Source organism: Cellulomonas hominis (assembly GCF_014201095.1).
GTDB classification, from domain to species: Bacteria; Actinomycetota; Actinomycetes; order Actinomycetales; family Cellulomonadaceae; genus Cellulomonas; species Cellulomonas hominis.
The window spans coordinates 1,570,049-1,596,843 of sequence record NZ_JACHDN010000001.1; the positions used below are offsets into that span (position 1 = coordinate 1,570,049).

A 26,795-nucleotide genomic window follows, 5' to 3' on the forward strand; every position below is an offset into this window, starting at 1 on the left:
TGCTGGTGGCCCGGGGACGGACGTGGCGCGCGGGACGCGCTCAGGAGAGGACGGCGATGGCGGCGCAGGACCGGCGAGGGTTCGACGGCACCACCGGGACGGGTCAGCACGGCGGCTACCGCACGCGGGTCATCCAGCTGCTGCGGGACTCCCCCGTGCCGGTGTCCGTGCAGGACGCCGCCGACGCGATCGGCGCGACGCCCGGCATCGCCCGGTACCACCTGGAGTCCGTGGCCGACGCCGGCATGGCGGACCGGGTGCGCCAGGAGCGCACGACCCGCGGCCGGCCGAAGGTGCTCTACCAGGGCACCCTGCCCAGCCAGACCCACGAGCGGGCGCAGGGCTACCGGCTGCTGGCCGAGGCGCTGACCTGCACGCTCGCCGCGGGGCTGCCCGACCCGGCCGGCACGCTCTACGAGGTCGGCCGCGCCTGGGGCGCCCGGCTGGTGTACCCGACGGCCGCCACGGCGGGCCCGGTGCCCGCGGTCGTCGCGAAGCTCGAGGCGCTGTGGTTCGCCCCCGAGCTGCTGCCCGACGGCACCCTGCTGCTGCACCACTGCCCGTTCACCGCGGCGGTCCGGGAGCACCCGGAGGCCGTGCGGGCGGTGCACCGGGGCCTGCTGGACGGCGCGCTGCACGCCCTGGGCGCCGCCGAGCGGGTGGTCGAGATGACCCCGCTCGACGGCGACCACGGCTGGACCGTGCGGCTCGCCCGGGAGCATCAGGACCGCGCCTCCGCGCCCGGCCGCGCGTAGTAGTACCAGGCCAGCGCCGCGCAGAGCAGCGCGTACACCAGCACCCCCGCGAACACGGCCGTCCGCGGCAGGTAGTTGAAGGCCATGGAGAACAGGAACGGGCCGAACGCGGCGATCGCGGCCGTCCAGCCGATCACGCCGCCGGCCTGGCGGGCCGGGAAGATCATCGGCATCTGCTTGAACGTCGAGGCGTTGCCGATGCCGGCGAAGAAGAAGATCAGCACCATGCCGGTCATGAAGATGCCCAGGCTGGGCTCGTCGCCGGCGACGACCTGCCCGTAGAGGACGACGCCCGCCGAGGCCGCCATGCCGATGCCGGACACCACGGTCCAGACGGCGCCGCCGAACCGGTCGCACAGCGGGCCCCAGCAGATCCGGGCCAGCGAGCCGACCAGCGCGCCGAGGAACACGAACTTCAGGTAGCCCGGGCCGAACTGCGTCTTGAGCAGCATGCCGAACGTGCCGGCCAGGCCCGAGAACATCCCGAAGGTCATGACGTACTGCAGGGTCATGATCCAGGTGTGCTTGTTGGAGAAGATGTCGAACTGCTGGCGCAGGTTGGCCTTCACCGGGACGGACGTCAGCAGCGTCCAGGCGAGCACCAGGCCGACCACCGCGAACGGGATGAAGATCAGGCCGGGGTTCTGCAGCCACACGTCCTTGGTGGTGCCGTCGTCCGCGACGGACACCTGGCCGGCGATCCCGAACAGGCCGAAGCCGATGGCCCACGGCACGACGAACTGGACGACCGAGACGCCGAAGTTGCCGAGGCCCGCCTGCAGGCCGAGCGCCGTGCCCTGCATCCGCTTCGGGAAGAAGTACGACGTCGACGGCATGTAGCCGGAGAACACGCCGCCGCCGAGGCCGGCCGCGAGCGCCAGCGCCACGAGCAGCGCGTACGAGGGCTGCTCCGGCAGCATGACGACCCAGGTCCACCCGGCGAACGGGATGAGCATGAGCAGCGCGGACAGCGTGAGCATCTTCCGCGTGCCCATGAGCGGCGGCAGGGTCATCCACACCAGGCGGAGCGCGCCGCCGGTGAGGCCCGGCATCGCGAGCAGCCAGTACGACTGGCTCTCCGAGAGGTCCCAGCCGGTCAGTGTGCCCAGCGTCGGGATGAGCGCCCCGGGCAGGTACCAGATGACGAACGCCAGCAGCAGGTTGATCGTCGTGACCCACAAGGTCGTCCAGGCGGTCCGGCTGTCCCAGCGTGCGGGGTCCTGCGGGTCCCAGCCGACCAGGTCGCGTCGGCTGTCGGCGGTGACCGTCACGGTGGCGACGGTCGGCGCGGTCTCGGTGGCCATCGGGGATGCTCCTCGGTGAACAAGTAGGTGACCGGGAACTTATGGAGCCGTTTCACGAGGGGGCGTGGCCTTGGTCCCAGCGGCGGGGGACCCCGCCGGGCGGGGGCGGCGGGGGCGTTCCGGAGGGTCGTCGGGGCGCTCCGGAGGGCGGCGCAGTTCTCACGCAACAATGCGCGCGCGGGACGGCGGACCTGCCGCCGGGGAGGCCGGTCGCCGGCATTTCCCCGGGAGAATCCGGGCGGCAGCGCGCGCGGGGCGGCGGTGCCGCGTTGGTCACGATCAGGTAACGATGCGCAGATGAGGGTTCCCTTCGTCGCGCCGACGTGCGGGTGGACCGGCTGGTCCGGGCCCGCGCCGCGTGCCAGGCTCGACGCCATGGCCCGGTACTTCGACGTCCACCCCCACGACCCGCAGGCCCGGGCGGTCGGCCAGCTCGTCGCCCTGCTCCGCGACGACGCCCTCATCGCCTACCCCACCGACTCCGGCTACGCGCTCGGCTGCCGCATGGACAGCCACACCGGCGCCGACCGCATCCGGGCGATCCGGCACCTCGGCGACAAGCACCACTTCACGCTGATGTGCGCCGACTTCGCGCAGCTCGGGCAGCTCGTGCGACTGGACAACGCACCGTTCCGGGCGATCAAGGCCGCGACGCCCGGGCCGTACACGTTCATCCTCCCGGCCACCAAGGAGGTGCCCCGGCGGCTCGCGCACCCGAAGAAGAAGACCGTCGGCGTGCGCATCCCGGACAGCCGGGTCGTGCAGGCGCTGCTGCGCGAGCTCGGGGAGCCGCTGCTGTCCTCGACGCTGATCCTCCCCGGCGAGACCGAGCCGCAGACCGACGGCTGGACGGTCAAGGAGGAGCTGGACCACGTGGTCGACGCCGTCGTGGACGCGGGCGAGTGCGGCACCGAGCCGACCACCGTCGTGGACTGGTCGGAGGGCTACCCCGAGGTCGTCCGCGTGGGCGCGGGGGACCCGGACCGCTTCGCCTGAACCGACCCCTGACTGATGTCAGACACGTGTAGTACATTGACGTCGTGGACACCATCACCAAGCGCGAGCTGAACCAGCACACGGCGACGGTCCTCGCGCGCGTGGACGGCGGCGTCGAGATCATCATCACCGAGCGCGGACGCCCCCGCTGGCGGGTCTCCGGGTACACCGAGCCGGCCGGTGCCCTGGACCGGCTCCAGCGCGAGGGGCGGTACACACCACCGTCCTCCGAGCCCCTCGACTGGCCCGAGCACGGCGCCGGCGCGCCCATGGCGAGCAGCCGGGTCGACGAGCTGCTCGACGAGACCCGCGGTGAGCACTGAGGATGACGTTCTACCTCGACTCGTCCGTGGCCCTGCGCGCCGTCCTCGACGTCCCGGAGCGCCCGCGCGTGCTGCACTGGGTCGACGCCCGCGCGGGCAAGCTCGTCTCCTCGCGCCTGCTGCGGACCGAGATCGTGCGCGTGCTGCGCCGCGAGAGGCTCCCGGTCAGTGCCGCCAGCCCGCTGCTGTCCCGGGTCGGGCTCGTGTCCCTCTCGGACGAGGTCGCCTCGGTCGCCGAATCGATCGAGCGGCACGTGAAGACGCTCGACGCCCTGCACCTCGCGACGGCTCTCGTGATCGGCGAGCCGGTCGTCGTCGTGACGCACGACGACACCATGGCGGCGGTGGCCGGGCACCTGGGGCTCGACGTCGAGCACCCGGTGACCTGACCGTGCGCACCCCCGACGACCCCGCGTACCCCGCCGAGGCCGCGCCCGCCGCCGGGGACCTGGCCGCGCTGGACGGGGCCGTGGTCGAGTGCCGGGCGTGCCCCCGGCTCGTGGCCTGGCGGGAGCACGTGGCCACCGTGAAGCGCGCCGCCTACCGGGACCAGACGTACTGGGCCCGCCCGGCCCCGGGGTTCGGCGACCCCGACGCGGCGGTGCTCGTCGTCGGGCTGGCGCCCGCGGCGCACGGCGCGAACCGCACCGGCCGGATGTTCACCGGCGACCGGTCCGGGGACTTCCTGTTCGCGGCGATGCACCGCGTCGGGATGGCGTCGCAGCCGACGTCCACGCACGCCGGGGACGGGCTGACGCTCAGCGGGGTGCGGATCACCGCGCCCGTGCACTGCGCGCCGCCCGACAACGCCCCGCTGCCCGAGGAGCGGCACCGCTGCGGAGCCTGGCTGGCGCGCGAGCTGGAGCTGGTGCGGCCGCGGGTCGCGGTGGTGCTCGGCGGGTTCGGCTGGGACGCGCTGCTGCGGACGCTCGCCGAGCAGGGCTGGGCGGTCCCGCGCCCCCGGCCGCGTTTCGCGCACGGAGCCGAGCAGATCCTCGAGCACCCCGGCGGCGCGACCCTCACCCTGCTGGGCTGCTTCCACGTCAGCCAGCAGAACACCTTCACGGGCCGCCTGACCCCGGAGATGCTGGACGCGGTGCTGCTCCGCGCCCGGGCGCTCGCCGGGGCCGGGGCCCAGCCGGCGTAGCCGGCGCGCGCGGCCGCCGAGGTCGGTGGTTCCGCGCGACACGCCGGGCCGACACGCCGGGGCGCCGGGCTGAACCACCGACTTCGGCGGGGCACAGGGGCGGGGCTCAGGACAGGATGCGCCCGCCCGTCACGCCGATGCGGTCGCCCGTGATGTAGCTGCTCTCCTGGCTCGCGAAGAAGACGTACGCCGGCGCGAGCTCCGCGGGCTGACCCGCCCGGCCGAGCGGGGTGTCGGCGCCGAACTGCTCGACCTTCTCCTCCGGCATCGTCGCGGGGATCAGCGGGGTCCAGATCGGGCCGGGCGCGACCGCGTTGACCCGGATCCCCTGCTCCGCGACCTGCTGCGCGAGGGCCTTCGTGAAGTTGAGGATCGCGGCCTTGGTCGCGGCGTAGTCGATGAGCTGGGGGCTCGGCTGGAACGCCTGCACCGACGTCGTGTTGATGATGCTCGCGCCCGGCTTCAGGTGCGGCAGCGCGGCCTTCGTGATCCAGAACAGGGCGTACACGTTGGTCTTCAGCGTGCGGTCGAGCTGCTCGGTCGACAGGTCGGCGAGGCCGCCGTCCTGGGACATCTGGTAGGCCGCGTTGTTCACCAGCACGTCCAGCCCGCCGAGCTCGGCGACGGTCCGCTCGACGACCTCGGCGCAGAACGCCTCGTCCCGGACGTCGCCCGGCAGGGTCAGCGCGCGGCGCCCGGCGTCCTCGACCAGGCGCACGGTCTCCTGCGCGTCCTGCTCCTCCTCCGGCAGGTACACGATCGCGACGTCCGCGCCCTCCCGCGCGAACGCCAGGGCGACGGCGCGGCCGATGCCGGAGTCGCCGCCGGTGATCAGCGCCCGCCTGCCCTCGAGCCGGCCGGAGCCGACGTAGGAGTCCTCGCCGTGGTCCGGCTGCTGCGGCATCTCACCGGTGAGGCCGGGGTGCTCGATGGTCTCCGCGGGCTGCTCGGGCTCGGGGTGCTGGGTGGTCGGGTCCTGGGGAGTCGTCTGGTCGCTCATGCTCATCCATCGTCCGCACCCTGGGGCGGAGCGCCACCGGAGGAGCCTCCGAGTTGCCGCACCGGGGCCCCGGCCCGCACAGTGGCCGTCGGCCGAACCGCACCCGACCAGCACGTCCACGTCGCGCGCACACCGGCCGCACAGGGTCCGACCGCCCGGGGACCTAGGGTTTCGGACCGTGGCCGACAGGAGGAACGTGAGCGACGACGAGCAGTACGTCGAGATCTGGGGCGACCGGGTCTCGATGCGCGACCTGGTGATCGCCCTCGCGGCGTGCGCAGCCACGACCGTGGTCGCGGTCGTGATCGGCCGGGCGCTGGGGTCGTCCGAGTTCTTCTGGGGCCTGGGCGGGTCGGTCGTCGGGTTCGGCGCCGCGGTGGCGCTGGTCCGGCCGAAGCGGGACGTGCAGATCGTGGCGGACGACGCCGACGACGCCGGGCAGGCCGAGGTCGCGCGCCCCGCCGACGCGCGCCCCGCCGCCTGAGCCGCCCGCCGTGGACCTCACCCTCCTGCTGCCGATGGCCGGCGCCGCGCTGGCCGCCGTGCTGCTGTACACGCTGATCGGCTTCATCCCCGGCACCGACGAGACCTCGGTGCTGCTGCCCGTCACCCTCGCGCTGGTGCTCGCCGGCACGGACCCGCAGGTCGTGCTGGCGTTCTTCATCGCCGCCGTGGTGACGCTCAACCTCACGAACTCCATCCCGACCGCGCTCGTCGGGCTGCCCGGCGGCGTGCTGTCGGCGCCGATGATCGACCACGCGCTGACGCTCAAGCGCGAGGGCCGCGCCGCGGAGACGATCCGGAAGATGGCGGCCGGGTCGGTCGTCGGGACGCTCATCGCCGTCCCGCTGGCGCTGCTCATCGCCGGGGCCATCACGCCCTGGGCGGAGCAGCTGCGGGAGTACGGGTCGCTGCTGTTCGTCGGCGGGGCCGTCGTGCTGGCGCTGCTCGGGAAGAACCGGGTGCTGTCGCTGCTGGCGATCATCCCGCTGGGCCTGCTGTTCCAGGGCGTGCAGGCGCTGTACCGGCAGACCGGCGTGCTGCCCGAGGACGGGACGATCACGGTGTCGTTCTTCCTGTCGATCACGGCCGGGCCGCTGCTGCTCAGCCTGGCGACGCTGCTCAACCCGACGCTGCGCGCCGCCCTCCCCCGCGCGGGCCGGACCCCGGTGCGGATCACCCGCTCGGAGCTGCAGGGAGCGCCGCTCAACCCGCGGCGGCTGCTCACCCGGGCGGAGCTCGGGGCCAGCGCGACCGTGTCCGTGGCGTCCACGCCGCTGTTCTTCCTCAGCCCGGTCGCGCTGACCCTGCTCATGGGCGAGGCCTCCGGCGCCCGCGCGAAGGAGCCCGCGGAGCGGTCGTCCCGGGCCGTCACCTCGATGGCCGCGCTCGCGCACTCCACCTACCTGGCGGGCGTGATCATCCCGCTGCTCGCCGTCGGGCTGCCGCTGTCCCCGGTGGCCGTCGGCCCGGCGAACGCGCTGTTCAACGCGCCGCCGGTGCTCAGCCTCGACCGCAACGTGCACCACCTGCTGTCCACGCCGCAGTTCGTCGCCGCGGTCGTCGTCGGCACGGTCATCGCGCTGGTGCTGTCCTACGTCCTCGCCGTCCGGTACTCGTTCCGGCTGACCGCGCTCGTCACCCGGTACGTCCCGCACGAGGCGGTGCTCGCGCTGTTCGTCGTGTTCGTGCTGCTGCTCGCGTACCTGGACGCGGGTCTGATCAACGTCTTCGCCGTGCTGCTCGTCGGGATCACCTGCGGCACGCTGAACCGGTTGGGCGTCAACTTCGGGGTGCAGTTCATGTCGCTGTACGCGGCCCCGTGGTTCGTCGCCCACCTCATGTGAAGGAGCCGACCATCCGCACCGACCGCAGCACCGGCACCGGGCACACCCGGGCCAAGGCGATCCTCGTGGGCGAGCACGCCGTCGTGTACGGCGAGCCCGCCATCGCCCTGCCGCTCGCCAGCCTCCCGATGCGCGCCACCGCGCGGCGCGAGGACGGCCCGCTGACGCTCGAGTCCGTGCTGTACTCCGGTCCGCTCGCGGACGCCCCCGAGCAGCTCGCCGCCCCGCGGGCCGCCGTCGAGGCCACCCTCGACCACCTCGACCTGCCGCACCGCGGGATCGTGCTCGCGACCGAGTCGACCATCCCCGCGGCGCGCGGCCTCGGGTCCAGCGCCGCGACCGCCGGCGCCCTCGCGCTCGCGCTGGCCGACCTCGCCGGGCGGACGCTCACACCGCAGGAGCACTTCGACCTCGTGCAGGTCGGCGAGCGGGTCGCGCACGGGAACCCCAGCGGCCTGGACGCCCGCACCACCGCCTCGACCGAGCCCGTCTGGTTCCAGGCCGGCGAGATCCGGCCCCTCGACCTGCGCCTGCGGGCGCACCTGGTCGTCGCCGACACCGGGGTGCACGGCCGGACCCGCGTCGCGGTCGCCGACGTGCGGTCGTTCCGCGAGCGGCACCCCGCCCGCGGGGCCGAGCTGATCGCCGAGCTCGGGCGGATCACCCGGGACGTCGTGGTCGACCTCGCCGAGGACCGGCCCCGCGAGCTCGGCGCCCGGATGACGCGCGCGCACGGCGCCCTGGCGGAGCTCGGGGTGTCCTCCCCGGAGCTCGACCGGCTGGTCGGGGCGGCCCTCGCGGCCGGCGCCCTCGGGGCCAAGCTCACCGGCGGTGGCCAGGGCGGCTGCCTGCTCGCGCTCGCGGCCGACGCCGGGTCCGCTGGTACGATCGCCGCTGCCCTGCGCCGCGCGGGCGCGGCGCGCACGTGGCTGCACCGGACCGACGCGCGGCGCCCAGCCGCTCCCTCCGCCCAGGTGCCCCTCGGATGACGAACTCCGCGACCGCCGTCGCGCACGCCAACATCGCCCTCGCCAAGTACTGGGGGAAGCGCGACGAGGCCCTGGCGCTCCCCGCGACGTCCAGCCTGTCCCTGACGCTGGACGCGTTCCACGCCACCACCACCGTCACGCTGGACCCGGGTGCCGACGCGGACAGCGGGACCCTCGACGGACGGCCGATGTCCGACGGCGAGCTCGTCCGGGTGCGCCGGTTCCTCGACCTCGTGCGCTCCCGCGCCGGCTCCGCGACCCACGCCGCGGTGACCTCGGTGTCCACCGTCCCGACCGGCGCCGGCCTGGCGTCGTCCGCGAGCGGGTTCGCCGCCCTGGCGGGGGCGGCCTCCGCCGCGTACGGCCTCGACCTCGACCCCCGGGCGCTGTCCCGGCTGGCCCGGCGGGGGTCCGGCTCCGCCGCCCGGTCGGTGTTCGGCGGCCTGGTCGTCTGGCACGCCGGGTCCGACGACGCCACGTCGTTCGCCGAGCCGGTGCCCGGCGGGGAGGCGGGCGGCCCGCTGGACCCGGCGATGGCCGTGGTCGTCCTGGACGCCGGGCAGAAGTCGGTGTCCAGCCGCGAGGCGATGCGCCGCACCGTCGAGACGTCGCCGTTCTTCCCGGCCTGGACCGAGGCCACCGAGCGGGACGTCGCGCTGATGCTCGACGCCGTGCGCGCGGGGGACCTGGCGACCCTCGGGGAGCTCGCCGAGTCGAACGCCCTGCGGATGCACGCCACGATGCTCGGCGCCCGGCCGCCGGTGCGGTACTGGACGGAGCACACCGTCGCGGTGCTGGACCGCGTGCAGGCGCTGCGCGCGGACGGGCTGCCGTGCTGGGCGACCATCGACGCGGGCCCGAACGTCAAGGTCCTGACGGCCGGCCGGGACCTGGCGGCGGTCGCGGAGGCCCTGTCCGCCGGCGGCACCCGCCGGGTCGTGACGGCCCGTCCCGGACCGGACCTGCGCGTGACCGCGGGGGGCACCGCGTGACGGCCGCGGGCGGCGCGCCGATCGAGGCCCGCGCGCCCGGCAAGCTCTTCGTCGCCGGGGAGTACGCCGTGGTCGAGGCCGGGTATCCCGCGGTGCTCGTCGCCGTGGACCGGCACGTCACCGTCCGGCTCGCGCCCGCGGAGGGCGCCGGGTCGATCGCCTCCGACCAGTACGGCCGGCTCCCGGTCGTGTGGCGGCGCGACGGCGGCCGGGTGGTCCTGGACCACGACAGCCGTCCGTTCGACTACGTGCTCGCGGCGATCGACGTCGTCGAGCGGTTCGCCGCCGAGCAGGGCCGCACGCTCGGCTTCTACGACATCACCATCACCTCCGAGCTCGACGACCCGTCCGGGCGGAAGTTCGGCCTCGGGTCGTCGGCCGCCGTGACGGCCGCCACCGTGCGCGCGCTCGAGCGGTTCTACGACCTGCGCCTGCCGACCGAGCGGCTGCTGCGCCTCGCGCTGCTCGCGACCGTCGCCGTGAACCCGATGGGCTCCGGCGGGGACGTCGCCGCCAGCCTCTACGGCGGGTGGATCCGGTACGCCGCCCTCGACCGGGAGTGGCTGCGCGCCGCCCTCGCCGCGGCGGAGGCGTCCGGCGACCCCCGCCCGCTCAGCACGCTGCTCGACGCCGACTGGCCCGGCCTCGCCGTCCGACGGCTGCCGACGCCCCGGTCGATGCACCTCGTCGTCGGCTGGACCGGGCAGCCCGCCTCCACCACGCGGCTGGTCGAGCGGATGCAGTCCCGCAAGGGCGCCGCGGAGAGCCACTACCCCGACTTCCTCGCCGCCTCGCGGGCGTGCGTGGACGCGCTGGCGGACGCGATCGAGCGCGACGACGCCGAGGCCGCGAAGGCCGAGATCCACCGGGCACGGGGGCTGCTCACGTCGCTGGCACGCGCCGCGGGGGTCGACATCGAGACGCCGGCGCTGCGCACCCTGTGCGAGACCGCCGAGAGCGTCGGCGCGGCGGCCAAGTCCTCCGGCGCCGGTGGCGGCGACTGCGGCATCGTGCTGGTGGACGCCGACGCCGACCTGGCGCCGATGCTGCGAGGCTGGGAGCTGTCCGACGTGCGGCACCTGTCCCTGCGGGTGCAGCCGTCCGTCGAGGGCGCGGAGGAGGACGTCGATGGCCGCTGAGGACGCCGCCGCGGCGCAGGACCCCGCGGCGCAGGACGCGCGGCGCAAGGACGACCACGTCCGGCTCGCGTCCGCCCAGCACGCCGAGCCCCGCGCGCACGACTTCGACCACGTCCGGCCGATGAACCACCCGCTCGCCGCGGGCGACCGGTCCCGGGTGTCGCTGCGCACCACCGGCCGGGTGCTCGACTGGCCCGTGCCGCTCTACATCAACGGCATGACCGGCGGCACGGCGCACACCGCCACGATCAACCGCGCCCTGGCCCTGGCGGCGCGCGAGACCGGCGTACCGATCGCCTCGGGCTCCACCGGGATCCTGCACCGCGACCCCGCCGCGATCCCCTCGTTCCGGGTGCTGCGCGACCTCAACCCCGACGGCTTCGTGCTGGCCAACGTCAACGCGAACCTCACGCCGGCGCAGGCGCGGCGGTCCGTCGAGATCCTCGAGGCCGACGGCCTGCAGGTGCACATCAACCCGGCGCAGGAGATCGTCATGCCGGAGGGTGACCGGGACTTCACGCGCTGGGCCGACAACGTCGCGGCGATCGTCGAGGGCGTCGGCGTCCCGGTGGTCGTCAAGGAGGTCGGCGCCGGGATGAGCCGCGGCACGGTCGCCCGGCTGCGGGACCTGGGCGTCGCGGCCGTGGACGTCTCCGGGCGCGGCGGCACCGACTTCACGGCGATCGAGTCCGCCCGGCGCACCGACGGCGGCATGGACTACCTCGCGGGCTGGGGGCAGTCCGCGGTCGAGGGCCTGCTCGACGCGTCGTCCGTCGAGGGCGTCGACCTGCTGGCGTCCGGTGGTGTCCGGCACCCGCTCGACGTCGTCCGGGCCCTCGCGCTCGGGGCCACGGCAGTCGGCGTGGCCGGCGGGTTCCTGCGGGTGCTGCTCACGGAGGGCGAGGCGGCCCTGGTCGCGCGGATCCAGGCGTGGCTCGGGCAGATCGGCGACGTCATGACCCTGGTCGGCGCGCACACCGTCCCCGACCTGCGCCGGGTGGACCTCCTGCTGACCGGACCCGTGCGGGAGTTCTGCGAGCTGCGCGGGATCGACGCCGCCGCCTACGCCCGCCGCAGCGGCCTCTAGCCCGGGCACCGGGAGCCGCGCGATCTGGAGCGCGCGGGGGCGCGAGGTCCAGGCCGGGCCCCGGCGCACGATGCGTCCACCGCGTACCCCCGGGGCGCAGGACCATGCCCTCGGACGACGTGGACACCTCGTACCCCGCGTACCCGCGCCGGCAGCACCCCTCCCCCTGCACGACGTGGACACCTGGTACCCCGCGTCGGCGGCGTACCAGGTGTCCACGCTCCCGGGAGACCACATCCCACCCTGCGCGTGTACGCGGTGGACGCATGAGTCGCTCCGGGACAGATGGGGCTGTGGACGACCGCGATCCGGGGCCCGTCCGGCCCTAGCGTCGGAGCATGAACACGCTCACCCGCGAGGTCACCGCCCGCCAGTTCCGGGCCGAGCTCGCGACCCTCAGCAACGAGGCCGCGTTCGCGCGCGGGCGCATCGGCCTGCACCGGTACGGCGCGCTCGTCGCGGTGCTCATCGGCGTGGAGGACTTCCAGCGCCTCCGACGGCTGGAGAGCGCACCCGGGGCGCTGGAGGCGGAGGAGTCGCTCGACGAGCTCGCGCAGCGGCTCATCGCCGAGGGGCAGGCGGAGCGCCGCGCGCTGGAGGGGGGTTAGCCGAGCGCCACCAGGAGGACCAGGACGGCGAGCACCAGGGCCGTCGGCGTCATGACCGCCCGCTCCGCGCGGCTCCGGGAGATCGCGTTCATGGCGGTGCCGATCACCAGGTAGCCGAGCAGCACCCAGGTCCCGACCGCGGAGACCGCGTCGGGCAGCACGTCGAAGACGCCGGACCGGTCGAGCAGCAGCAGGGCGAACACCGCGTAGAGCAGCACCGACACGGCGCTGCCGAGCCGCAGCCGGGCGGGCAGCACGTCGTGCGAACCGCCCCACGCGAACCGCCCGAGCGGGGCACCCGCGGCCAGCAGCACCTGGAGCACGGCGAGCGCGGCGAGGACCACGGTGGCGGCGAGGGCGGCAGTGGTCGTCATGGCGCTGACTATATCTGACAGATATAGTCAGCGTCATGGCCCGCCCCGCACCGCAGACCGAGCTCGCCGTCCTGGGCGCTCTGTCGATCGCGCCGATGTCCGGGTACCGGCTCCGTGCGGAGATCCGGGACACGCTCGGGCACTTCTGGACCGAGAGCTTCGGGCAGATCTACCCGACGCTGTCACGGCTCGAGTCCTCGGCCCTCGTCGGTCGCGACGACGCCGGACGGTTCACGATCACGGACGACGGCCTGGCGCGGCTCCGCGACCTGCTCCGGACCCCGCCGGAGTCCGGGCCGCCCCGCGACGGGTTGCTGCTCCGGCTGTTCTTCGGGCGCCGGATCGGGCGGCAGGCCTGCCTCGACCTGCTCGCCGAGACGGAGCAGCAGGTCACCCGGAGCCTCGCCGAGCTCGCCGCCGTCCGCGCGACGCTCGACCCGACGGACCCGGACGAGCGCTACGCGCTGCTCACGCTCAGCGCCGGCGTGCACCGCGGGCGCGCGCTGCTCGCCTGGGCCACCGAGAGCCGGGAGGCCATCGCGTCCTGGGCGGACTGACCGGTCACGCGGGGAACACGCAGAACTCGTCGCCCTCCGGGTCCGCCAGGACGACCCAGCCGTCGTGCCGCGCGAGCACTGCCGCCCCGCGCTCCACGAGCCCCGCGACGCCGGCGGCCAGGTCGGGCACCGTGAGGTCGAGGTGCAGCCGGTTCTTGCCCGCCTTCGGCTCCGGGACGCGGGTGAACCACAGGCGTGGCCCGGCGCCGTCCACCGGCTCGACGAGGACCGAGGGGTCGTCCTCCGGGTCCTCGACCCCGGCCGCGCGCAGCCGTGCCAGCTCGGACTCGTCGTAGGGAGCGACCCGGTACCCGTCCAGCGTGCGCGCCCACCAGCGCGCGAGCGACGCCGGGTGGCGGCAGTCGACGACGACGTCGCGCAGGGCGGCCATGCGGCCTAGCGTACGGCGGCGCCCGCATCACCGGGAGGGCGGCCGGGAACCGCATTCGCTCAGTTGCCCGCCCCGACCGGCCGATAGGGCCCTACGGGGGTGACGCGGATGGTCCACGGCTTCGGGCAGCCGGCAGCGCGACGGGCGCGACGGCTGGGCCGGCGACGCGCCGGCACGGCGGCCGGGCTGCCGCGCGCCCGCACGCAGGCGGACGCGTGGTTCGACGCCTGGCTCTCCGGCGACGCCGCTCCCGCCGACCTCGAGGTCCCCGACGGCTGGACCGTGCTGCGCGGCCTGCACCGGCCCGGCAGCGGCGTCGCGACAGTGGAGCGGATCGCCGTCGGACCCGGGGGGATCGTCGTCGTCGAGACCGTGCGCTGGCCCGGGGAGGTCGCGGTCGTCAACGGCACGCTCCGGCACCAGGGGTACGGGCGCACGCCGGACGCGGCGACCGTCGCGGACGCCGCGGGCGCCGTCACCGCCCTGCTCGCCCCCACCCACCGGCGCGCGGTGCGGGCCGTGCTGCGGCTGGCCGGGCACGACCTGGACCCCGTGGCCGTCCGCGGCGGCGCCGTGGCGCTCGGCGAGCAGCAGGCCACGGCGTACCTCGCGGCGCTCCCGGAACAGCTGTCGGCGCCCGACGTCCGGCTGGTCGTGGACTACCTCGCGGCGGAGCTGGGCGGGCCGTCGAGCCCGGAGCAGCTCACGCTGGACGACGTCTTCCGCTCCCCGGCGGTGTGGTCGGCCCCCGACGTGCCCGGTCCCCGGGCCCTCCGGGACGCGCCGCGCTACACCGCGCCGGCGAACCCCCCGGGCCATCCGGACCAGGAGCCGGAGGACGCGCGACCCGCCCCGGCGCGCGGGCTCGTCGGCGAGGGGCTGCTCCGGGTCGGCCTGCTCGTGCTGGGTCTCCTCACGGCGGGGAACGTGCTGCTCGCCTGGCTCGACGCCGCGGGCTGACGCCGGTCGCACCGCCCGCGCCGTCGGGGACGCCCGGGTCTAGCGTGGCGGCATGGGCGGACGGATCACGGCCGGGCAGTTCCACGCGGCCGAGGGCGTGCAGGACTGGCGGGTCGTGGCCGGGGGCGCGTGCGCGCACTTCCGGACCGGGTCGTTCGCAGCCGGCGTCGAGCTGGTCGACGCGATCGGCGAGCTGGCGGACGCCGCGGACCACCACCCCGACGTGGACCTGCGGTACGCCGGCGTCACCGTGCGGCTCGTGTCGCACGACGTGGGCGGCCTGAGCGAGCGGGACGTCGCCCTGGCGCGGCAGATCTCCGCCGCTGCCCGGGAGCTCGACGTCCCGGCGGACACCGTCGGCGTGCAGACGGTGATGATCGCCGTGGACGCGGCCGCCGAGGCGGACGTCCGGCCGTTCTGGCGCGCCGTGCTGGGGTACACCGAGGACGCGGACGGCGACCTCGTCGACCCCGCGGGCCACGGTCCCCGGGTGTGGTTCCAGCGCCTCGACACCCCGCGCCCTCAGCGCAACCGCCTGCACGTCGACGTCTCCGTGCCGCACGACGAGGCGGAGGCCCGCGTCGCGGCCGCCCTCGCCGCGGGAGGCCGCCTGGTGGGCGACGCGCACGCGCCGGCGTGGTGGACGCTCGCCGACGCCGAGGGCAACGAGGTGGACGTCGCGACCTGGCAGGGCCGCGAGGACTGACCGCGCGATGTGACCTGCGTCACGGCGGCCGCCCGCGCGGAATGGCGACCCGCGCCGCCGCCGTTCGGCCTCGTGTGAGCCTCCTCCTCTCGCCGCTGACGCTGCGCGGCACCACGTTCCGCAACCGCGTCTGGCTGGCCCCGATGTGCCAGTACTCCGCCGGCGCCGACGGCTTCCCGACCGACTGGCACCTCGCGCACCTCGGCGCCCGGGCCGTCGGCGGCTTCGGCCTCGTGCTGACGGAGGCGACCGCGGTCGTCCCCGAGGGGCGGATCAGCCCGAACGACGTCGGGATCTGGGACGACGCGCAGGTCGCCGCCTGGCGCCGGATCACCGGCCTCGTGCGCTCGCGCGGCGCCGTCGTCGGGGTGCAGCTCGCCCATGCCGGCCGCAAGGCCTCGACCTACCGCGGGTTCGGCGAGGGCTCCGGCTCGGTCCCGGTCGCGGACGGCGGCTGGGAGACCGTCGGCCCGTCCGACGTCGCGTTCGCCGGTTACGCCGCCCCGCAGGCCATGACGGCCGAGCAGGTCGCCGCGGTCCCCGGGCAGTTCGCCGCCGCCACCCGCCGTGCCCTCGACGCCGGCTTCGACCTGGTCGAGGTGCACGCCGCGCACGGCTACCTGCTGCACCAGTTCCTGTCGCCGCTGTCCAACCACCGCACCGACGCCTGGGGCGGGTCGCTCGCCGACCGCGCGCGCCTGCTGCTCGACACCGTGGACGCGGTCCGGGCCGTCCTGCCCGAGGACCGGCCGCTGCTCGTCCGCGTCTCCGCGACCGACTGGACCGAGGGCGGCCTGACCGTCGAGGACACCGCCGAGGTCGCCGGCTGGCTGCGGGAGCACGGCGTCGACCTGGTGGACGTGTCCACCGGCGGCAACGTGCACGCCACCATCCCGGTCGGCCCCGGCTACCAGGTGCCCGCCGCCCGCGCGGTGCGGGAGACCGCGGGCGTCGCCACCGCCGCGGTCGGCCTCATCACGACCCCGGAGCAGGCGGAGCAGGTGCTCGCCGAGGGCGCCGCGGACGCCGTGCTCATCGGGCGGCCGGCGCTGTTCGACCCGCACTGGCCGCTGCGCGCCGCGCACGCGCTGGACGACAAGACCCCGGCGCTCGAGCACGCCGGCGACCCCGGCGCCAGCGTCGTGGCGGGGCAGCCGACGGGCTGGCCGGTGCAGTACGCGCGGGGCTCCTGGGGCTGACGGGCCCGGCACGCGGGCCGCGCACCGCCGCGCCCGCGTGCCGTAACCCGCCGGACACCTCCGCCGCGTACCGTCCCCCCACCGGCCGCACCGCAGCGCCCGGCCCGACGAGTCCTGGCGAGGGGGTGCCGCGTTGTTCGAGCACGTCGACCCGTTCATCGGCACCGAGGCGACGGCCCTCCCGCCGCCGTCCGGCCTCGCCGCGACCTGGTGGTGGCCCAAGCCGCAGGTCGGCAACACGCACCCGGGCGCCACGTACCCCCTGGGCATGGTGAGCGCGTGCGCGTACTCCGGGGCGTACCCCACGGGCTACGGGCGCTACGACCTGTCGACCGAGGGCCTCCCGCCGGTGCTGCACCCGACGCAGCGGGCGTCGGGGTTCACGCACTTCCAGCAGTCCGGCACGGGCGCGATCCGCAAGTACTACAACTACCTGCGCGTCACGCCGATGCTGCAGCCGCTCGACGACCTCGGCCGGCTGTACGACATCGTCGACGAGGACACCGAGCCCGGCTGGTACGCGGCGACCCTCGACTCCGGCATCCGCTGCGAGGTCACGGTCGGACCGAAGTCGGCGGTGCACCGGTACACGTTCCCGGCGCACCGGGACGCGCGGCTCGTGGTCGACCTGAGCCTCGGCGGCCTGGACATCCCGTACGGCCGGACCGTGCCGCTGCGGGCGCACCTGGAGTCGCTGGAGCCGGGCGTCGCCCAGGGCGAGGTCACGGTCGAGGGTGCGCCGCTCGCGGTGCACGTGGAGTGCGACACCCCCTCGTGGCGGCAGCTGCTCTGGTACGACCGGCGGCTCATGCCCGGCGGGACGCGCCTGGACTTCGACCGGATCCGCCCGACGACGCTGCGGCCGTTCGGGCTGATGTGGGCGGGGCCCACCGAGCCGGGCCAGGTCGTCGAGCTGCGGTTCGGGTTCTCGCTGCGCGGCGTCGAGCAGGCCCGGGAGAACCTGCGGGCCGAGTGCGGGCCGGGGCCGTCGTCGTTCGCGGAGCGGCGCGCCCGGACGGCGCACGCGTGGCGGCAGCACCTCGGCAAGGTCGCCGTGGACACCCCGTCGTCGGACCGGCGCACCGTCATGGCGACCGCCCTGTACCACTCGCTGATCAAGCCGTGCCTCGCGCCGGACGAGAGCCCGTTCTGGCCGACCGACACCCCGTTCACGTACGACATCGCGACGATGTGGGACATCTACCGCACGCAGCTCCCGCTGCTGACGGCGCTGGTCCCCGACCGCGCGGCCGAGCTCGCGACGGCGATCCTGCACATCGCCGAGGAGGAGGGGAACTTCCCGATCGGCTACCGCATGGCCCGCGGCGCGGACCGGTTCTCCCGGCAGGGCAGCGCGCTGGCGCACACGTTCCTCGCGGACCTGTGCGCGCTCGGGGTCCCCCTCGACTGGGACTGGGCGCTGGTGCACCTGCACAACGACCTGCGCCGCACGTACGGCGAGGAGTTCCTGCTGCACGGGCGCACCCACCCGATCAGCCACACCCTCGACCTCGCGTTCGGGTACTTCTGCACCGCCGTGATCGCGCACCAGGTGGGGGACCGGCAGCTCGTCGCGCAGTTCGCGCCGCTGGCCGACCGGTGGCGGAACGCGTTCGACCCGGCGACAGGCCTGCTGCGCGACTCCACGTTCTACGAGGGCGGCCGGTGGAACTACTCGTTCCGGCTGCTGCACGACATGGCCGCGCGCATCGACCTCGCCGGCGGGGACGCCGCGTTCGTGGCGCTGCTGGACCGGTTCTTCGGGTACGGGGCCGACCCGGTGAAGCAGCCCGGCGTCGCGCCGTCGGCCGACGAGATGCTCGCGGGCTACGCGCTCGACCGGTTCGAGGGGCTGAACAACGAGCCCGACATGGAGGCCCCCTGGGCGTACCAGTACGCCGGTCGGCCCGACCGCACCGCCGAGGTGGTGCACGCCGTCACGCAGCAGCAGTTCGGCACCGGGCGTGGCGGCCTGCCCGGCAACGACGACTCGGGCGGCCTGTCGTCCTGGTACGTCTGGGCGACGCTCGGGCTGTTCCCCGTCGCCGGGCAGAACCTGTTCCTGCTCAACGCCCCCGCCTGGCGGGAGGCCCGGATCGACGTCGGGGGGCGGCCGCTGACCATCGAGACCAGCGGCTTCGTCGAACCCGAGCCCGACCGGCCGCCGCAGTACGTGCAGCGGGTGCACCTGGACGGGACCGAGCTGGACCGCACCTGGCTGACCGGCACGGAGGTGCACGCCGGCGGGCGGCTGCGGGTCGAGGTCGGCCCCGAGCCGGGCCCCTGGACGGGCGCCTGCCGGCCGCCGTCGCTCAGCACGACACGCCCTGGACCACCGGTGCCCGGAACGGCCGCCTGACCGGCCTCGTTCCGGCATCATCTCCGCTGGTCGCGCCGACCCCGGCGCCTCCCGCACCCCTTCCGCCGCACCCCGGCACCCCCGCACCAGCCGCAACCCCCGGAGGCCCGCCGTGACCGACACGACCCTCGTCCCCACCGCCGGCGCCGACGCCGACCCGCCGCGTCGCGTCGACCGCCGCCTCGTCATCGTCGTCCGGGCCGACCCGGTCATCTGCGGGCACTCCGGCGAGGCCCGGAACCTCGCCGAGGCCGCCCTGGACCGCGGGTTCGACGAGGTCAGGATCGTCACCTGGCCGATCGACCGCCTGCAGGCCGCCGGCCTGCCGCTCAAGCCGCTCGACCGCGTGCTGCCGTACCGGGACGGCGTCGTCGTCGAGCGCCCCGACCCGGTCGGCGACTACAAGGTCCCGGACGGCCGCTGGGTCGCCGGGCTGATCGGCCGCCTGGTCGAGCTGTTCACCGACGGGGTGCCGACCGTGGCGCTGTCGCTGTACCTGAGCCCGCACGCCACGGCCGTCGCGGACGCCGTCCACGTCGCCCGGCGCACCGGGCTGCCGGTGCGGGTCACGACGGTGGCCGAGGCCGTCGGGTCCGACGTCACCAACGTGGTGCGCGCGTGCGTGGAGTCGGACCGGTTCGGCGCGGCCGCCCACGTGCTGGCGTCCTACCTCGAGCACGACGTGTGCCTCGCCGTGTCGGAGTACACCCGCGACCTCATCGTCACCGAGGCCGAGGCGGTCGACGCGAAGCACGGCACGACGTTCGCGGCGCAGTGCCGGGAGCGGGTACGGATCTCCTACCCCGCCGTCGACGTCGCGCAGTACCTGGACCGCGACGAGGCCGAGACCGACGCCGTTCTCGCGGCGCGCGGCCTGGACCGCGACGGCTACGTGCTCTACCTGTCCCGGCTCGCGGCGGCCAAGGGCGTGGACGACCTGATCGACGGGTACGCCGCCTCCGCGGCCCCCGGGACGCACCGGCTCGTCGTCGCCGGGAACGGGCCCGACGCGGCCCGGCTGCGCGCGCACGCCGCCGCGTCGCCGGTGGCGGACCGGATCCTGTTCCTCGACGACGTGTCCGACGACGAGAAGCCGCACCTCATGGCCGGGTCCGCCGCGTACGTGCTGCCGTCCAAGCCGCGGCCCGAGTTCGTCGAGACGTTCGGGATCGCGCTCGTGGAGCAGATGCTCGCGGGCGGCGGACCGGTCATCACGACCGACACCGGCGGCATCCCCGAGGCCGTGGGCGACACGGCGCTGATCGTGCCCGTCGAGGACCCCGCGGCGATCGCGGCGGCGCTCGACCGGGCGCTGGGGATGGACGGCGACGAGCGCTCCGAGCGGGCCGACGCCGCGCGCGAGTACGCCCTGCAGTTCGACCGGGCCGTCGTGCTGGACAAGATCCTCGACGCGGTGGCGGAGGTGGTCCCCAGCCCGGCCGCGTGACGGGGACCGGGCTGGACACCGCAGAGCACGGTGTGGCTAGCGTGGGTGGCGTCGATCCGGCGGCCGCCTCGGGGATCGTCCCGTCCGCGACCCCGAGGAGAACCCTGTGGAGCACACCGTCCACGTCATGACCCGCGAGGAGATCGAGGAGCGGCGAGCCGAGCTGCTCGCGAGCATCGGCCTCGACATGGAGACGATCCGGCTGCGGCAGGACAACTGGGCCCTGTCGCCCGAGCAGCGGTTCGCGATCGAGGAGTACGACGGCCTCGGGTGGCTGATCGGTGAGTGATCCCCGCCGCGCACCTCAACGTGCACGGGCACCGTGACGAGCTGGTGTTCGCGATGATGGCCGCCGGTGCCCGGCTGCGGGGCCGGGCCCGCGCGTCGGACGTCCGTCGGGGCCGCGTGCCGTGGGTGGCGACCCTGCACTTCCCGCTGGGCGGCCACCGGTTCCGTCCCGCGTTCGAGAACGTGCTGGAGATGCTCGTGCGCGAGTTCGGCCTGGACACCCGCGACGGCTGGCGGGAGGCCTCGACGCGGGCCGGCGACGATGGCGCGAGGTGCAGCTCCGGGCGGCCGTCAGGGAAGACCCCGCGAGCGCCGCCGCGGTGCTGGGGGACCTCGGGTGGTCGGTCGTCGCGCGTCAGGCGTCAGGCGTCAGGCGCAGTAGTCGCAGACGCCCGTCGCGGGCAGCGCCATCGAGCACGTCGGGCACAGCACCAGCTCCACCTCGCGCGGCGCCGGCTTCTTGGGCCGTGCCGGCGCTGCGGCCCGCGCCCGCGCCGGCGCGGCCGACCGGGTGCGCGGAGCGGCCGCAGCCCGGGACCCGGGGGCCTCCGGCACGGTGAACCCGCGGCGGCCGAGCAGCGCGAGCGCCGCGGCGTCGCCGCCGTGCACCTCGTCGGCGGTCGCCAGCCGGCCGGTCGCGTACCGGTGGGCCACCCCGAGGATCGCGGCTGCCGGGTACCGGTGCCCCTCGTGCTCGAAGGTGCTGGTCGTCTGGGGGTAGCCGTAGACGCCGAGGAAGTCGTCGGCACCGCGCGAGTCGTGCTCGGCGATGGCCTGGAGGATGTGCTGTCGCGTCACGGCGGAGAAGGTCGCCACGTGGTGCAACTCTACGTCGCCCCGGCGGGGTCCCCGGACGCCCGGACCGCGCCGCTCGCCGCGCGGACCCGCTCCGCAGCCGGTAGGAACGAGGCCATGACCCGCGTCGGCTTCCACAACTCGCACGAGCAGGTCCACCCCAGCGCCCTCCTCGCCGCGACCCAGCACGCGGACCAGGCCGGCTTCGACGCCGCCATGTGCTCCGACCACTGGGCGCCGTGGAGCGTGCACCAGGGCCACTCCGGCTTCGCCTGGACCTGGCTCGGCTCCGCGCTCGCCACGACGCGCCTGCCCTTCGGGGTCGTGAACGCCCCGGGTCAGCGGTACCACCCGGCGGTGGTCGCCCAGGCGGCGGCCACCCTGGCGGCGATGTATCCCGGGCGGTTCTGGGTCGCGCTCGGATCCGGCGAGAACATGAACGAGCACATCACCGGGGACCCCTGGCCGCCGAAGCCCGAGCGGGACGCGCGGCTGCGCGAGTGCGTGCAGGTGATCCGGGCGCTGCTGGCGGGCGAGGAGGTCACGCACCGCGGGCTGGTCACCGTCGACCGGGCTCAGCTGTGGACGCTGCCCGACGTGCCGCCGCGGCTGATCGGGCCGGCCGTGACCCCGGAGACCGCGCGGGCGCACGCCGACTGGGCCGACGGGCTGGTCACCGTGAACCAGGACCTCGAGACGCTGCGCCGGGTCGTCGGCGAGTACCGGGACGCCGGCGGGCGGGGGCCGGTCGCGCTGCAGGTGCACGTGTCCTACGCGACCGACCCGGACGAGGCGTGGCGGCTGGCCCGCGAGCAGTGGGCCGGGAACGCCGCCGGTCCCCCCGCGGCGTGGGACCTCGCGACGCCCGAAGCGTTCGACGAGCTCGCCCGCACGGTCGACGACGACACCCTGGGGACCGCGGTGGTCGTGGAGTCCGACCCGGGGCGGCTGCGCGACCGCCTGGTCGAGCTCGTGGAGGTCGGCTTCGACGAGGTGTACCTGCACCAGGTCGCCACCGACGTCCGCCCGGACCACGGGAAGCACGACGACGCGACGCCCACGGTGACGCACCCGCCGTCGTCCCTCGACGCGTTCATCGACCTGGCCGCGGAGCACCTGCTGCCCACCCTGAAGGCGCTGGACGCCGGGACGGAGCCGGCATGAGGATCCGCGACACCGGCGACCTGTGGTGGAAGAACGCGGTCGTCTACTGCCTGGACGTCGAGACGTTCATGGACTGGAACGACGACGGCATCGGCGACCTGCCGGGACTGATCCAGCGGCTCGACCACCTGGCCGACCTGGGCGTGACCTGCCTGTGGCTCATGCCGTTCTACCCGACGGCCGACCGCGACGACGGGTACGACATCACCGACTTCTACGGGGTGGACCCGCGGCTCGGCGACTCCGGCGACCTGGTCGAGCTGATCCGCACCGCTCGGGACCGGGGCATCCGCGTCATCGCCGACCTGGTGGTCAACCACACCTCCGACCGGCATCCCTGGTTCCGGTCCGCGCGCAGCAGCCCGGACAGCCCGTACCGCGACTTCTACGTCTGGCGGACCGACGAGCCGCCGCCGACGTCCGACCAGGTGGTGTTCCCGGACCAGGAGCAGGGCATCTGGACGTACGACGAGCAGGCGGAGGCCTGGTACCGGCACCGCTTCTACCGGCACCAGCCCGACCTCAACACGGCGAACCCGAAGGTCCGGGACGCGATCGCCAAGGTCGTCGGCTACTGGGCCGAGGTGGGGCTGTCCGGGTTCCGGGTGGACGCGGTGCCGTTCATGCTCGCGGACACGGCGAACGACCCGCACGACGAGATCGAGCACCCGCACGAGTTCCTCAAGGCCCTGCGCGCGTTCCTGTCGCGGCGCACCGGCGACGCGATCCTCATGGGCGAGGTCAACCTGCCGTACGTGGAGCAGCGCCTGTTCTTCGGGGACCTCGACGGCGACGGCGACGCGGAGGGCGACGAGCTGACGCTCCAGTTCGACTTCGTCCTCATGCAGCAGCTCTACCTCGCCCTCGCCCGGCAGGACGCCGGGCCGGTCGCCCAGGCGCTGCGGGACCGACCGGTGATCCCGCACGACGCGCAGTGGGCCACGTTCGTCCGCAACCACGACGAGCTCACCCTGGACAAGCTGTCCGACGACGAGCGCGCCGAGGTGTTCGCCGCGTTCGGGCCGGACGAGTCGATGCAGCTCTACGGCCGCGGCCTGCGCCGGCGGCTGCCCCCGATGCTGGACGGCGACCCGCGCCGCGTCCGGATGGTCTACTCGCTGCTGTTCACGCTGCCCGGGACGCCGGTGCTGTTCTACGGCGAGGAGATCGGCATGGGCGAGAACCTCGCCGCCGACGGCCGCCTCGCCGTCCGGACGCCGATGCAGTGGACGTCCGGGACGAACGGCGGGTTCTCGGCCGCGCCCCGGCGGCGCCTCGCCGGCCCGGTCGTCGAGGGCGGCTTCGCGCCGCCGCACGTCAACGTCGCCGACCAGCGGCGCGACCCCGGCTCGCTGCTTGCGTTCGTGCAGCTCCTGATCCGCCGGTACCGCGAGTGCCCGGAGCTCGGCTGGGCCGCGCGCGCGGAGATCCTCGACCAGCCGCACCCGGCCGTGCTCGCGCACCGGTGCACGTGGCAGGACGCGTCGATGGTCGCCGTGCACAACCTCGGCCCCGAGGCGGTCACCGTGCCGCTGCGCCTGCCGGACACCGCCCGGCCGGCGGGCGAACCGGGACCGGCCGACGACACGGCGTCCGCCGCGAGCGGCGCGGCCGACGACGACCCCGTGCGCCTCGTCGACCTGCTGGAGGACGGCGCGTGCACCGTCGCACCGGACGGCCGGGTCGAGGTCGAGCTCCCGGCGTACGGCTACCGCTGGCTGCGGGTGGTCCGGCCGGGGTCGCGGCGGCTGCTCTGAGCGTCAGCGCCGGGTGACGGACCACCGCCCGGCCGCGAGGTCCACCAGCCGCGGCAGGATCACGTCGCCCGCGGCGCGCAGCCCGTCGTGCAGGAACTCGTTCGTCACCCAGACCTGCGCGTTGCCGACCGCGTCGGCGGTCCCGAGCGCCAGGTCCAGGTCGACGTACGGGTCGTCGACGTACTGCACGGCGGCGACCGGGACCTCGTTGGCGGCGAGGCGGGCCGGGTCGTAGAGCGCCGGCCACGAGGTCCGCGCCGCGAGCGCCTCGGCGGCCGCGCGGAAGGGGCGCAGCGCGCGGACGTCCGCGAACATCCAGGGGAACACCGCCTCGCCGGTGAGCGCGAGCGGCCGCGCCGCGGGGTCGAGCTCCGGCCGCCGGTCGGCCTCGGCCTGCGCCGCCCAGCCGCCCGCGCGCTCGCCCTGGTGGTAGATGACCTCCTGCAGGACCGCGTACAGCGGGTTGGCGTCGAACCCGGTCTGCGCCTGCACCGCGAGCGCGAACGCGTCGTCCGGGACCCCGTCGGCGTCCGGGTCGAGGGTGTCGAGCAGCCAGTGCAGCGCGTCGACGCCGGTGCTCATCCCGAGCGGCATCCCGAGCGTCTGCAGCCTCCGGACGGTGAACGGGTCGCCGTCCGGGAGGCGCACGTCGCCGGCGGACAGCCGGTCCGCGAGCGCCCCGAGCCGCGCGACGTCGCCGGGGTACCGGCGGGCGAACGCGGCGACGCGGGCCGCCTGCCGGGGGAACGTCCGCGCGTACACGTCCTCGACGGTCGCGGCGATCCCGGGGAGGCCGCCGGTCACGTAGCAGGCGGTCAGGGCCTCCGGGTGCCGGGACAGGTAGGTCAGCGTGAGGAACCCGCCGTACGACTGCCCCAGCGTCGCCCAGCGCCGGCCCCCGTAGACGGCGTGCCGCAGGGCCTCGGCGTCCTCGACGACCGCGTCCGCGCGGAAGCACGCCAGGTATCCGGCCGCCTCGGCGCCGGTCGCGAACCGCCCCACGGTCCGGCCGTCGACCCGCGACGACCGCCCGGTCCCCCGCTGGTCGAGCAGCACGACGCGGTGCGTCCGCAGCGCCGTGGACCACCAGCCGCCGCCGAGCGGGCGCGGGCCCATCCCGCCGGGTCCGCCCTGCAGGAACAGCAGCAGCGGCAGGTCCTCGGCGTCCCGCGCGGGGTCCACGAGCTCCCGCGCGAACACCTCGATGTCCGGGTACCGCCCCGGGTCGGACCGGTCGACCGGCACCCGCAGCCGGTGCTCGCGCACCAGCACGGGCGGCACCGTCGTCCCGGTGGTCGTCGCGGGGGCGGGCACGGTCGTCGGGGTCACCCCAGCACCCTAGGGGGCCGCCAGGGGACGGCCGTGTTTCCGCGTCGTCACCGTCGCTGCCGGGCGTAACACCTGCGTGAACTTCCCCCGGACGTCCTTGTCCGCGCCGTCGCGGCCCGCCGACACTCGGCTCGGGCCCGACGGGTCCGACGGGCGGCACCCAGGGGGCACCATGACGACCGACGACGCACCCGGCAGCACCGGGCTCGCCGACCCGGAGCCTCCGTTCGGGCGGCTGCCCGCCGGCGCGCCCGCACCCCGGTGGCTGCACGAGGCGGTGTGCGCGGCGTGGGGCTGGGACCCGGGGACGACGGCGGTCGACCTGCTCGCGCTGTCGCACAACGCCACGTTCCGGGTCCGGGTGCGGGGGGTGCCGGTCGCGGTCACCCGCGTGTGCCGCGCGCCGTACATGGACGACACGGCCGCGATCGAGTCGGAGGTCGCGTGGACCGCGGCACTCGCCCGCGACCGGGTGGTCCGGGTGCCGGCGACGCTGCCGCCGCTCGACGGCCGGGCGGTCGCGATGGTCGCCGACGAGCGCGAGGGGCGGTGGGTCTGCCTGACGTCCGCGGTCGCGCGCGGGACGGTGCCCGACGAGGCCACGGCGCCGGCCGCGCTGCACCGCCGGCTCGGCACCACCGCGGCCCTGCTCCACGAGCACGCCCTCGGGTTCCGGCGCCCCCGGGACTTCGTGCGCCCGGCGTGGGAGCCCGCGGACCTCGTCGGGCCGGGGAGCCGCTGGGGTCCCTGGGAGGCCGCTCCCCTGGCCGCGGCGGACCTGACGCTGCTCGCGCGTGCCCGCGACGCCGCCCTCGCCGCCCTGCACGAGGCGTCGCGGGCCCCCGACTCCTGGGGCCTCGTGCACGCCGACCTGCGACCCGGGAACGTGCTGCTCGACGGCGACGACCTGACCGTCATCGACTTCGACGACGCCGGGTACTCCTGGTTCGTGCTCGACCTGGCCGCCGCGCTCACGACCGTCGAGCACCTGCCCGACGCCCCGGACCGGGCACAGGCCTGGGCCGCCGGCTACCAGGAGGTGCGGCCGCTGACCAGCGCCGACGAGCGGGCCGCGTGCGCCCTGTCGCTGCTGCGGCGGCTGCAGGTGCTCGGGCGGACCGTCACCGACCCGCGTGGCGGTCCGGGCGGGGCGCTGCGGGCCGAGCAGCCCGCCGGGTCGGTGCTGGTCGCGGAGCGGTACCTGCGGTCGCCGACGTGGCTGCTGCGCTGAAGGAGTGAATCCGCTCAGCGCGGGGCCTGAACCGGCCGATGCCCGGGTGGA

The 26,795-nt window shown here is 75.4% G+C and carries 28 protein-coding genes; 22 read left to right on the forward strand and 6 right to left on the reverse strand.

Annotation, left to right across the window (positions count from 1 at the left end):
* Positions 1-56: 56 nt before the first annotated feature.
* Positions 57-755, forward strand: coding sequence for a helix-turn-helix transcriptional regulator (locus HNR08_RS07425; protein ID WP_146839534.1), 699 nt, complete (start codon positions 57-59; stop codon positions 753-755).
* Here HNR08_RS07425 and HNR08_RS07430 read toward each other — a convergent pair.
* Positions 722-2,059: an MFS transporter gene (locus HNR08_RS07430; protein ID WP_146839536.1), complete on the reverse strand. Its 1,338-nt coding sequence runs from the start codon at positions 2,057-2,059 to the stop codon at positions 722-724. The genes HNR08_RS07425 and HNR08_RS07430 overlap by 34 nt on opposite strands.
* A 375-nt stretch (positions 2,060-2,434) precedes the next feature.
* On the opposite strand from HNR08_RS07430, the gene HNR08_RS07435 reads away from it, so the two are divergent.
* The 4 genes from HNR08_RS07435 to HNR08_RS07450 are packed head-to-tail and all read left to right on the forward strand — an operon-like array spanning position 2,435 to position 4,525.
* Complete coding sequence (locus HNR08_RS07435) at positions 2,435-3,055, forward strand: L-threonylcarbamoyladenylate synthase (protein ID WP_146839554.1); 621 nt, start codon at positions 2,435-2,437, stop codon at positions 3,053-3,055.
* A 44-nt stretch (positions 3,056-3,099) separates the two neighbouring features.
* Positions 3,100-3,378, forward strand: a complete 279-nt coding sequence (locus tag HNR08_RS07440) for a type II toxin-antitoxin system Phd/YefM family antitoxin (protein WP_246803129.1) — start codon at positions 3,100-3,102, stop codon at positions 3,376-3,378.
* 2 nt (positions 3,379-3,380) lie between these two features.
* Entirely contained in the window at positions 3,381-3,767 is a 387-nt protein-coding gene (locus tag HNR08_RS07445) for a type II toxin-antitoxin system VapC family toxin (RefSeq protein ID WP_146839538.1), read from the forward strand.
* A 2-nt stretch (positions 3,768-3,769) separates the two neighbouring features.
* On the forward strand, positions 3,770-4,525 hold the full coding sequence (locus tag HNR08_RS07450) for a uracil-DNA glycosylase (protein WP_276509375.1): 756 nt from the start codon (positions 3,770-3,772) through the stop codon (positions 4,523-4,525).
* Positions 4,526-4,631: 106 nt separating this feature from the next.
* Here the strand turns inward: HNR08_RS07450 and HNR08_RS07455 are convergent, their stop codons facing one another.
* Complete coding sequence (locus tag HNR08_RS07455; RefSeq protein ID WP_146839540.1) at positions 4,632-5,525, reverse strand: SDR family oxidoreductase; 894 nt, start codon at positions 5,523-5,525, stop codon at positions 4,632-4,634.
* 196 nt (positions 5,526-5,721) lie between these two features.
* Between HNR08_RS07455 and HNR08_RS07460 the strand changes: the two genes are divergently transcribed.
* The 7 genes from HNR08_RS07460 (at position 5,722) to HNR08_RS07490 (ending at position 12,187) form a co-directional block, all read left to right on the forward strand.
* Positions 5,722-6,009: a hypothetical protein gene (locus HNR08_RS07460; RefSeq protein ID WP_183834918.1), complete on the forward strand. Its 288-nt coding sequence runs from the start codon at positions 5,722-5,724 to the stop codon at positions 6,007-6,009.
* A 10-nt stretch (positions 6,010-6,019) separates the two neighbouring features.
* The gene (locus tag HNR08_RS07465) at positions 6,020-7,372 is read left to right on the forward strand and encodes a tripartite tricarboxylate transporter permease (RefSeq protein WP_146839544.1); all 1,353 of its coding nucleotides are present in this window, start codon (positions 6,020-6,022) and stop codon (positions 7,370-7,372) included.
* A complete protein-coding gene (mvk, locus tag HNR08_RS07470; protein ID WP_183834920.1) occupies positions 7,369-8,361 on the forward strand; it encodes a mevalonate kinase in 993 nt (330 codons plus the stop codon). The genes HNR08_RS07465 and mvk overlap by 4 nt, the downstream gene beginning before the upstream one ends.
* The gene (gene mvaD, locus HNR08_RS07475; RefSeq protein ID WP_146839548.1) at positions 8,358-9,353 is read left to right on the forward strand and encodes a diphosphomevalonate decarboxylase; all 996 of its coding nucleotides are present in this window, start codon (positions 8,358-8,360) and stop codon (positions 9,351-9,353) included. Before mvk ends, mvaD begins: the two co-directional genes overlap by 4 nt.
* Positions 9,350-10,492, forward strand: coding sequence for a phosphomevalonate kinase (locus tag HNR08_RS07480; RefSeq protein WP_221287245.1), 1,143 nt, complete (start codon positions 9,350-9,352; stop codon positions 10,490-10,492). Before mvaD ends, HNR08_RS07480 begins: the two co-directional genes overlap by 4 nt.
* Positions 10,482-11,579: a type 2 isopentenyl-diphosphate Delta-isomerase gene (gene fni / locus HNR08_RS07485; protein ID WP_146836353.1), complete on the forward strand. Its 1,098-nt coding sequence runs from the start codon at positions 10,482-10,484 to the stop codon at positions 11,577-11,579. The genes HNR08_RS07480 and fni overlap by 11 nt, the downstream gene beginning before the upstream one ends.
* 338 nt (positions 11,580-11,917) lie before the next feature.
* The gene (locus HNR08_RS07490) at positions 11,918-12,187 is read left to right on the forward strand and encodes a hypothetical protein (RefSeq protein ID WP_146836356.1); all 270 of its coding nucleotides are present in this window, start codon (positions 11,918-11,920) and stop codon (positions 12,185-12,187) included.
* Here the strand turns inward: HNR08_RS07490 and HNR08_RS07495 are convergent.
* The gene (locus tag HNR08_RS07495; RefSeq protein ID WP_146836359.1) at positions 12,184-12,561 is read right to left on the reverse strand and encodes a hypothetical protein; all 378 of its coding nucleotides are present in this window, start codon (positions 12,559-12,561) and stop codon (positions 12,184-12,186) included. The two genes, HNR08_RS07490 and HNR08_RS07495, sit on opposite strands and share 4 nt — an antisense overlap.
* A gap of 35 nt (positions 12,562-12,596) precedes the next feature.
* On the opposite strand from HNR08_RS07495, the gene HNR08_RS07500 reads away from it, so the two are divergent.
* Positions 12,597-13,118: a PadR family transcriptional regulator gene (locus HNR08_RS07500; RefSeq protein ID WP_146836362.1), complete on the forward strand. Its 522-nt coding sequence runs from the start codon at positions 12,597-12,599 to the stop codon at positions 13,116-13,118.
* A 4-nt stretch (positions 13,119-13,122) separates the two neighbouring features.
* Here the strand turns inward: HNR08_RS07500 and HNR08_RS07505 are convergent, their stop codons facing one another.
* Complete coding sequence (locus HNR08_RS07505; RefSeq protein ID WP_146836365.1) at positions 13,123-13,509, reverse strand: VOC family protein; 387 nt, start codon at positions 13,507-13,509, stop codon at positions 13,123-13,125.
* A gap of 108 nt (positions 13,510-13,617) precedes the next feature.
* Here HNR08_RS07505 and HNR08_RS07510 point away from each other — a divergent pair, with 108 nt between their 5' ends.
* The 6 genes from HNR08_RS07510 (at position 13,618) to HNR08_RS07535 (ending at position 20,469) form a co-directional block, all read left to right on the forward strand.
* A complete protein-coding gene (locus HNR08_RS07510; protein WP_146836368.1) occupies positions 13,618-14,469 on the forward strand; it encodes a nuclease-related domain-containing protein in 852 nt (283 codons plus the stop codon).
* Positions 14,470-14,521: 52 nt separating this feature from the next.
* Positions 14,522-15,175 (forward strand): VOC family protein, encoded by a 654-nt coding sequence (locus HNR08_RS07515; protein WP_146836371.1) that lies wholly within the window; start codon positions 14,522-14,524, stop codon positions 15,173-15,175.
* A gap of 74 nt (positions 15,176-15,249) precedes the next feature.
* Complete coding sequence (locus HNR08_RS07520) at positions 15,250-16,374, forward strand: NADH:flavin oxidoreductase/NADH oxidase (RefSeq protein ID WP_246803026.1); 1,125 nt, start codon at positions 15,250-15,252, stop codon at positions 16,372-16,374.
* A 133-nt stretch (positions 16,375-16,507) separates the two neighbouring features.
* A complete protein-coding gene (locus HNR08_RS07525; RefSeq protein ID WP_146836377.1) occupies positions 16,508-18,733 on the forward strand; it encodes a glycoside hydrolase domain-containing protein in 2,226 nt (741 codons plus the stop codon).
* Positions 18,734-18,845: 112 nt separating this feature from the next.
* The gene (locus HNR08_RS22635; RefSeq protein ID WP_146836379.1) at positions 18,846-20,180 is read left to right on the forward strand and encodes a glycosyltransferase; all 1,335 of its coding nucleotides are present in this window, start codon (positions 18,846-18,848) and stop codon (positions 20,178-20,180) included.
* 106 nt (positions 20,181-20,286) lie between these two features.
* Entirely contained in the window at positions 20,287-20,469 is a 183-nt protein-coding gene (locus tag HNR08_RS07535) for a hypothetical protein (protein ID WP_146836382.1), read from the forward strand.
* Between the two features lie 368 nt (positions 20,470-20,837).
* Here HNR08_RS07535 and HNR08_RS07540 read toward each other — a convergent pair whose 3' ends face one another.
* Positions 20,838-21,266, reverse strand: coding sequence for a ScoMcrA-related endonuclease (locus HNR08_RS07540; RefSeq protein WP_246803027.1), 429 nt, complete (start codon positions 21,264-21,266; stop codon positions 20,838-20,840).
* A gap of 114 nt (positions 21,267-21,380) precedes the next feature.
* Between HNR08_RS07540 and HNR08_RS07545 the strand changes: the two genes are divergently transcribed.
* Both HNR08_RS07545 and HNR08_RS07550 read left to right on the forward strand, forming a co-directional pair.
* Entirely contained in the window at positions 21,381-22,427 is a 1,047-nt protein-coding gene (locus tag HNR08_RS07545) for a TIGR03885 family FMN-dependent LLM class oxidoreductase (protein ID WP_146836387.1), read from the forward strand.
* A complete protein-coding gene (locus tag HNR08_RS07550; RefSeq protein ID WP_146836392.1) occupies positions 22,424-24,184 on the forward strand; it encodes an alpha-amylase family protein in 1,761 nt (586 codons plus the stop codon). Before HNR08_RS07545 ends, HNR08_RS07550 begins: the two co-directional genes overlap by 4 nt.
* A gap of 3 nt (positions 24,185-24,187) precedes the next feature.
* Here the strand turns inward: HNR08_RS07550 and HNR08_RS07555 are convergent, their stop codons facing one another.
* Positions 24,188-25,513: an alpha/beta fold hydrolase gene (locus HNR08_RS07555; RefSeq protein WP_246803028.1), complete on the reverse strand. Its 1,326-nt coding sequence runs from the start codon at positions 25,511-25,513 to the stop codon at positions 24,188-24,190.
* A 172-nt stretch (positions 25,514-25,685) separates the two neighbouring features.
* On the opposite strand from HNR08_RS07555, the gene HNR08_RS07560 reads away from it, so the two are divergent.
* Positions 25,686-26,744 (forward strand): phosphotransferase enzyme family protein, encoded by a 1,059-nt coding sequence (locus HNR08_RS07560; protein WP_146836395.1) that lies wholly within the window; start codon positions 25,686-25,688, stop codon positions 26,742-26,744.
* The last annotated feature ends 51 nt before the right edge of the window (positions 26,745-26,795 follow it).